Origin of the sequence: Sulfitobacter sp. G21635-S1 (assembly GCF_027213915.1) — a bacterium.
Classification (GTDB): domain Bacteria; phylum Pseudomonadota; class Alphaproteobacteria; order Rhodobacterales; family Rhodobacteraceae; genus Sulfitobacter.
Window position 1 is genome coordinate 124,819 of sequence record NZ_JAPWGV010000014.1, and the last position, 7,511, is coordinate 132,329.

General features: G+C 64.3%; 6 protein-coding genes. 4 read left to right on the forward strand and 2 right to left on the reverse strand.

Going from position 1 to position 7,511, the window contains the following annotated elements:
* Window positions 1–82 precede the first annotated feature (82 nt).
* Window positions 83–2,341: a hypothetical protein gene (locus O4H53_RS14935; protein WP_269364940.1), complete on the reverse strand. Its 2,259-nt coding sequence runs from the start codon at window positions 2,339–2,341 to the stop codon at window positions 83–85.
* A gap of 141 nt (window positions 2,342–2,482) precedes the next feature.
* Between O4H53_RS14935 and O4H53_RS14940 the strand changes: the two genes are divergently transcribed.
* Window positions 2,483–3,196 (forward strand): thiamine diphosphokinase, encoded by a 714-nt coding sequence (locus O4H53_RS14940; protein WP_269364942.1) that lies wholly within the window; start codon window positions 2,483–2,485, stop codon window positions 3,194–3,196.
* Between the two features lie 73 nt (window positions 3,197–3,269).
* On the opposite strand, the gene O4H53_RS14945 is transcribed toward O4H53_RS14940, so the two are convergent.
* Window positions 3,270–4,691, reverse strand: coding sequence for a diguanylate cyclase domain-containing protein (locus tag O4H53_RS14945; RefSeq protein WP_269364944.1), 1,422 nt, complete (start codon window positions 4,689–4,691; stop codon window positions 3,270–3,272).
* 100 nt (window positions 4,692–4,791) lie between these two features.
* On the opposite strand from O4H53_RS14945, the gene O4H53_RS14950 reads away from it, so the two are divergent.
* The 3 genes from O4H53_RS14950 to O4H53_RS14960 all read left to right on the forward strand — a co-directional run bounded on the left by O4H53_RS14950 (window position 4,792) and on the right by O4H53_RS14960 (window position 7,437).
* Window positions 4,792–5,076, forward strand: a complete 285-nt coding sequence (locus O4H53_RS14950; protein WP_269364947.1) for a DUF3572 domain-containing protein — start codon at window positions 4,792–4,794, stop codon at window positions 5,074–5,076.
* Complete coding sequence (locus O4H53_RS14955; RefSeq protein WP_269364949.1) at window positions 5,073–5,783, forward strand: HAD family hydrolase; 711 nt, start codon at window positions 5,073–5,075, stop codon at window positions 5,781–5,783. The genes O4H53_RS14950 and O4H53_RS14955 overlap by 4 nt, the downstream gene beginning before the upstream one ends.
* Window positions 5,784–5,874: 91 nt before the next feature.
* A complete protein-coding gene (locus O4H53_RS14960; protein WP_269364951.1) occupies window positions 5,875–7,437 on the forward strand; it encodes a trimethylamine methyltransferase family protein in 1,563 nt (520 codons plus the stop codon).
* Window positions 7,438–7,511 lie beyond the last annotated feature (74 nt).

Here is a 7,511-nt window from a genome sequence, read left to right on the forward strand (position 1 = left end):
GGGGGAGCGGGTGCAGGAACGTGCTTTTTCAGCAGCCTCAGCCGCCCTGAGGGGCGGCCATTTCGCAGCGGGTGCGCCGGGGTTACCCCACGGCGCGCTGGTCGGGGCGATAACCGATATCCTCGGAGACGGTGAACCGCCCGCCCTTGATCTTTTCGATCTTGCCCGCGCGCAGCAGCTGGCCAAAGGACCGCAGACCGTCTTCGCGGCTGAAACCCTCTTCCGGGCCGACCTGACGCACCTTTGTCATCAGTTGCGGGCGGGAGAACTGCTCGAACCCTTCGACAAAGGACATATAGGCCGCTGCCGCTTCCAAAAGTTCGGGAAGGGAATGCGCGCCCATCTCCTCGGCATATTCCGCAAAACTCACGGTGCCCTCGGCGGTGGCCTTCGGTTCTGTCACAACGGCGGAAACACGGCGCGGACGCACCGGGCCCGCGGCACGGGTCTTTTCAACGTCGATGCGCTGTTCGGCCACCAGTTTCAGCGGTGCGGGACGCGATTCTTCGGGCCGGGCGGTGCGGTTGCCGGACCCAACCGGGCGGCGCGGGCGCACAACCTCTGCCAGGTCGGAGCGGAAGGCGCGGTCCTTCTTTTCCTGCTCGGCATCGGTGCCGATCCCGCCATCAGCCTTCTTGGCCGCAACCGCGGCACGCAGATGGGCAAAGGCATTGCGGCGTGTCGTGCTTTCGGGCTCGTCCATGTGATGGTCGGCTTCGGCCATCAGGCGGGACATGTCGTCGCTTGCTTCATCCTCGATGGCGGGCAGGGTGTGCCGGGACGTGCCGGCCGCGCGGTCATCGGCCTTTTGCCTGACCGGCAGGATATTGTCGCCTTCGATGTCTTTCTCAAGCTCGGCCAGTTCGCGGGCCAGTTCCTGTTCGTCTTCGGGCGAAAGCGAGGTGTCGGCCGATTTCGAAGGCGCCAGATCGTCAAGCGCCCGGTCCACATCATCCAGGTCGGACATGTCGAAATCGTCGTCTTCCTCGTCGTCGTATTCTTCCAGCTCGCCACGGTTGATCGCCGCTTCCAGATCGGCGCGCTTGACCTTGATCACGCGGGCGCGGGGCTGCGGGGCGGTTTCGGGCTCGGCCGCAAGCGCGGCTTCTACCTCGGCATCCTCGATGGCGTCGAAGGCATCCTCCGCTTCGGCGGCTTCCGCGATCTCTGCCTCTGCCTCGTCCTCGTCGTCAAACAGGTTCGCCAGTGCATCCTCGACCTCGGAAGACCCGTCGTCCTCACCTTCGGCCTCGTCTTCCACGGCCTCCGCCACGGCGTCATCATCATCCATCGCCAGACGGTTCAGGATGTCGCTGTAATCGTCTTCCGCTTCGGCCTGATCCGCCGCGTCATCCGCATCAAGCGCGTCTTCGATGTCATGGCGGGCGCGGGCGATCAGATCCTGCTCCGCGTTGTCATCGGCGTGGTCATCCTCTGCGGTGTCTTCCAGATCGTCAAACGCAGCCGCGGCACGGCTGCCTGCGATGGCATCTTCGTCTTCGGCATAGGCCTCTTCGTCGTCGGCATCGTCATGCTGCGCCACAACCGCACGGATGCGCTGCAGCTTGGCGGCGATGCTGTCGGGCGCGGGGGCTGCCGGGGCAGCGGCAACCGGCTCTGCCGTCCCGGCCAGTTCGGCGGCCTCTGCCAGGTCATCCTCGAAATCGTCAGAGACGGAACCCTCTGCCGCGTTTTCGGCAAAGAAGGCTTCGACCTCCGAATCGGGCTGACCGGGAACGATATCGTTCTCGTCTTCGTCCTGAACGGAGGTCTCGGGTGCCGTGCTGGCCACGGCCTCTTCGGTGAGGTCGCGGAGCGGTTCCGGCGCTGCTGTCTCTTCTGCGGGTGCGTCGCTGTCAGCCCCGGCCGGCTCTTCCCGGGCCAGATCGGCCAGGTCAACATGCGCTTCTGCGGCGATGGCGGCGTCAGCCTCATCGACAGGTGCAGGGGCTGCTTCAACGGGGGCAGCGGCGGCTGGTTCGGCGGCGCCGGCCAGCGCTGCGATACCGGCGGCAGCAGGCGCGCTGGCCTCTGCCTGAGCGGCTTCCGGTGCCTTGGCTGCGGGTTGTTCGGGCGCATCGCTGTGATCTTCCAGCGCGCTCAGCACGATCTTGCCATCATGCTCGCGGGCCTGAACCCGGCGCGAAATTTCCTTCTGAGCAATCCGCGTCAGCATTTCGGCATCGGGCTGCGGAGGTTCTGCACCAAAGTAACGGTCATCTGCCGCCAGATCGCGGAAATACTCCGCAATCGCCTTCATGGTGCCGAAGCTGTCATCGAAACCTTCCAGCGTGCACGAAAACGTGCCATATGAGACGGTCAGGATCTTGTTGTTACTCATCATCGGATGCTCGTCCTCTGCGGTTCTGCAGATATCTGTTTACCACGATGTCCAAGACCAAAGAGGTCCGAATCTGTGCAAGGCATCGTATCATTTTAAGGCCAGAATGTGATCTGTTTCCGGAATAAGGGCAAATGAGCCATGATTGACGGCATTGTCGCCAAAACGAAGGGCATTGTTCACGGGAAGGGTCCAATCACGTTGGTCGGTGGTGGGCAGGCTACGCCACAAGATCTTCACAAAGCATTGACGCTGGCGCCCCGCTGCGTTGCAGCGGATGGCGGCGCGGCACTTGCCCTTGCAGCCGGGATCATGCCCGAAGCCGTGATCGGCGATTTCGACTCGCTTTCGCCCGAAACGCGGCGCGCGATACCGGCGGGTCACCTGCATCTGATCGCGGAACAGGACAGCACGGATTTCGAAAAGGCGCTGACCCGCATCACGGCCCCCGTTGTCATCGCGGTGGGCTTTACCGGCGGGCGGATCGACCACCAGCTGGCGGCATTGCACACGCTGATGGTCTGCGCGGATCGCCCCTGTGTGCTGATCGGGGCAGAGGAGCTTTTGTTTCTTGCCCCGCCGCGCATCAGCCTGCCGACCGAACGCGCCGAGGTGATCTCCCTGTTTCCGCTGGCCCCGGTCACGGCGCAGAGCACCGGGTTGCACTGGCCGCTCGACGGGCTTGATTTCGCGCCCGGCGTCCAGTCCGGCACATCGAACCATGCTACCGGGCCGATGACGGTCACGGTTGATGCGCCGGCGCTTCTGATGATGGTGCCCCGGCGCTTGCTTGCTCCGGTGGTGGCAGCGCTTGGCGCGCCGGATGCACGGCGCTGGCCCCGTCAGGCGGAATGAATTCGGACCCCGCCGCAATTGCGATCATGGTGATATTGGAGGTTCAGGCGGCGGCAGTTCAGGCGGCGGCAATTCAGGCGGCGGGACGGCCAAGCTTGACCTGATTGCGGCCCTTGACCTTGGCGGCGTAAAGCGCCTTGTCCGCCTGATCCATCAGCCTGGCCCCCGCATCCTCCGCCGAGATATCGGCATCGCCCGCCTCCTCCGGCGATTGGGGCTGGGTATCAAGCGCCATGCCGATGCTGATGGTGATGCGGACCGGATCGGCGCTGCCGGGCAGGTCGAAGGGGCTTCCGCCAATCAGGTCGCAAAGGCGCAGCGCCGCCTGGCGCGCTTCGGGCAGGGTGGTGGCGGGCATGACAATCATGAATTCCTCCCCCCCGATCCGGGCCACCATGTCCATCGCCCGCAGGGAACTGCGCAGCCGTTCGGCCACCTCGACCAGCACCGCATCGCCCGAGGCATGGCCGTAAAGATCATTGATGCGTTTGAAATGATCCAGGTCGCAGACCATCACCGCAAAGGGGCGTCCCGTGCTGCGCGCCTGTTCGGCCACGCGCACCAGATGCGGCATGGCATAGCGCCGGTTGTAAAGCCCGGTGAGCGGGTCATACATCGCCGCTTTCAGCCCCGTCCGGACAGTCTGGCGCAGCTTTTCCGACAGGAGTTTGCGCCGCAGCAAGGCCTTGAGCCGCAGGGCAAGTTCGGCCGCGTCGAAACCATCGGTCATCAGGTCGTCCGCGCCCATGTCCAGCGCATTGGTTGCCAATGTGGCATCGGGCTGCGTCTGCAGGACAAGGATGCCGCAATGCCGCGACCTTGCATTTGTCCGCAAGGCCGAGATCAGCCTCAGACTGTCGCCGGACCCGGCGGTCTCCGGCCCGATCACAAGGACAAAGACGTCCGGCGGGCCCTTGTCCAGCCGTTTGCCCATGATCTCCTTGTCGCTGGCCAGCGTGACCTTGCCGCCCAGCAGGGGGCGCAGCCCGATGGCCCATCGCTGGATTGTGGTCCGGTCCTGCCCCACCAGCACGAATTCGCCCTGCGGGCCAAAGGTTACCTCCGGTTCGGCAAAGCCCAATGCGCGCGTGGTATCGTCGCGGATCTGCCACTCCGCCTCTGCATTATAGGTGCGGATCAGGCTGCGCACCCGGCTCAGCAGCAGGGTCTCGTCATAGGGTCTGACCAGGATATCATGCACACCCGCCTCCAGCGTGGTCATGCGTGTGGCATGGTCGATCTGACCGGCCAGGGCCAGGATGCCGATCTGCCGGGTCTGCGACCATTTGGCCAGCTGAGCGCAAAGCTCCGCCGCCGATCCGTCGGGCAGTTCCAAGGCGCTGATGATCAGGTCCGGCGCATCGGAAAGCGCGATTTCCGTGGCCTCGGCCATCGTTCCCGCCTGAATGACGGTATAGAACGCGCTGGCCAGTTTGACCTTCAGCACGATGCGGTTGGTGACAATCGGGTCGGCGATGAGGATTCTAGCTTGCATGCCCCCGACCTCCGCGTGATGTAAGAACGCATTCCATAGGTTCTTTCTTGAACCCATTGGTTAACAAAGCGTTGCTGGAACCTTAAAAAACGGAAGAGCCATGTCCGATACGCGGGAGTCCGCCGAAAGTTTTGCCCTGCAGGCGCTGGCCTGGCTGGTTGGCAATGATGATCTTCTGCCGGTGTTCCTGGGCAGCACCGGGACCTCCGAGACCGATCTGCGCGAACGCGCGGCCGATCCCGCCTTCCTGGGCGGTGTGCTCGATTTCCTGATGATGGATGATGCCTGGGTGGTGGCTTTCTGTGACGCGGTGAAAGCATCCTATGACAGGCCGATGATGGCACGGGCGGCCTTGCCCGGTGGCGAGCAGGTGAATTGGACATGAATGAAATCAAAGGGTTGCTCTTTGACAAGGATGGCACCTTGTTCGACTTTGCCGCCACATGGGAGGCCTGGGCCGCTGCCTTTCTGACCCGGCTGTGCGGCGGCGACCACGACCGCGCGTTGCAGGCGGGCGCAAGGATCGGATTTGACTATGATGCAGCCGTCTTCGCGCCTGACAGCATCGTCATCGCGGGCACACCGGGAGAGGTGACGGCGGCGCTCCTGCCGCTTTTTCCCGAACTTTCCGGCCCGCAGCTGATCGGCGTGTTGAACGAGGAAGCCGCCCGCGCGCCGCAGCGCGAGGCGGTGCCGCTGATTCCCTTGCTGAAGGGCCTGCGCGGACGCGGCCTGGCGCTGGGGGTGGCGACCAATGATGCCATCGTGCCTGCACGGGCGCATCTGGCGGCGGCGGGGATCGAGGACCAGTTCGATTTCATCGCCGGTTTCGACAGTGGCCATGGCGGCAAGCCGGAGCCGGGCCAGATGCGGGCCTTTGCCGAGGCGACCGGCCTGCCGGCCGAACGGATCGCCATGATCGGCGACAGCACCCATGATCTGGTGGCTGGGCGCGCCGCCGGCATGATCTGTGTCGCGGTCCTCACCGGCATGGCCACGGCGGAAACGCTGGCCCCGCTGGCCGATGCCGTATTGCCCGATATCGGCCATCTGCCCGCCTGGCTTGACGCCCGCCACCCGATTACCGGCTAACGGCGGCCCGGAAGCGACATCCTTCGTCGCGAACGGAACGGATGTGGGCGCTGGGCTGGGGCTTTCTGAGAGCAACCTCAGGAGAGCAACCATGACAGAGACCCAACCCAGACGCAAAACGCGCAGCGGCGGGCGCGCGGGGGCCAAGACCCGGCGTGGCAGCGCGGTCATCGAGCAGATGCCCTGGAACCCGCCGGTCAACATCGACCGCCCCACCGAACCTCTGGACGAAGAAGGCATCGCGGCGATCCACGATGGTGCCATGCGGATACTGGAAGAAATCGGGATCGAGTTTCTGAACCCCGAGGCGCTGGAAATCCTGGGCAGGGCGGGCTGCACCGTCAATGGCGAGAATGTCCGCATGGGGCGCGACTTCGTGATGGAATGGGTGGGCAAGGCCCCCGCCGAATTCACCCTGACCCCGCGCAACCCGGACCGCCGGATCACCGTGGGCGGCAGGAACCTGCTGTTCGGCAATGTGTCCTCACCGCCCAACTACTGGGATATGGCGATTGGCAAGAAGGTCCCCGGCACCCGCGAGATGTGCCGCGACCTGCTGAAGCTGACACAGTATTTCAACTGCATCCACTTTGCGGGCGGCTATCCCGTCGAACCGGTGGATGTACATGCTTCGGTGCGGCACCTTGACGTGCTTTATGACAAGCTGACGCTGACCGACAAGGTCATGCACGCCTATTCGCTGGGCCGCGAGCGGGTCGAGGATGTGATGGAAATGGTGCGCATCGCGGGTGGTCTGACCCATGACGAATTCGACGCCACCCCGCATATGTACACCAACATCAATTCGACCTCGCCCTTGAAACACGATTTTCCGATGATGGACGGCTGGATGCGGCTGGCGCGGCGCGGGCAGGGGCTGGTGGTGACCCCCTTCACCCTGGCCGGTGCCATGGCCCCTGTCACCATGTCCGGCGCCGTGGCGCAATCGCTGGCAGAGGCGCTTTGCGCCGTGGTGCTGGCGCAGATCATCCGCCCCGGCTGCCCGGTCGCGATCGGCACGTTCACATCCAACGTGGACATGAAATCGGGTGCCCCCGCCTTTGGCACGCCGGAATACATGCGCGCGACCCAGATGACCGGGCAGCTTGCCCGCTTCTACGGCCTGCCGCTGCGGTCCTCCGGCGTCTGCGCCGCCAATGTGCCGGACGGGCAGGCGATGTGGGAAACCTCCAATTCGCTCTGGGCCGCGGTGCAATCGGGCACCAACATGGTGTATCACGCCGCCGGATGGCTGGAGGGCGGGCTGATCGCCAGCCCCGAAAAGTTCATCATGGATTGCGAGGTGCTGCAGCAGATCCAGCGCTACATGCAGCCCGAGATCTGCGCCACCGGCCCGGATGAGATCGCACTGGATGCGATCAAATCGGTGGGCAATACGGGCCATTTCTTTGGCATTCAGCACACCCAGGACCGCTATACCACCGCGTTTTACCAGCCCTTCCTGTCCGACTGGAAGAACTACGAGGGCTGGGAGGCCGCGGGCGCGATCTGGACCCCGGAGCGCGCGCATCACATGTTCAAGGATATCGTTACCAGTTTCGAACCGCCCCCGATGGACATCGCGATCCGCGACGAACTGGCGGATTTCGTGGCGCGGCGGAAGTCCGAAGGCGGCGCACCGACAGATTTCTAGGTCGTGTTGACATTCATTGTCGCCCACCCGCGCGAGACGGATTTTGCCGCTGGCGCCCTGATGTGAGCGCAGCA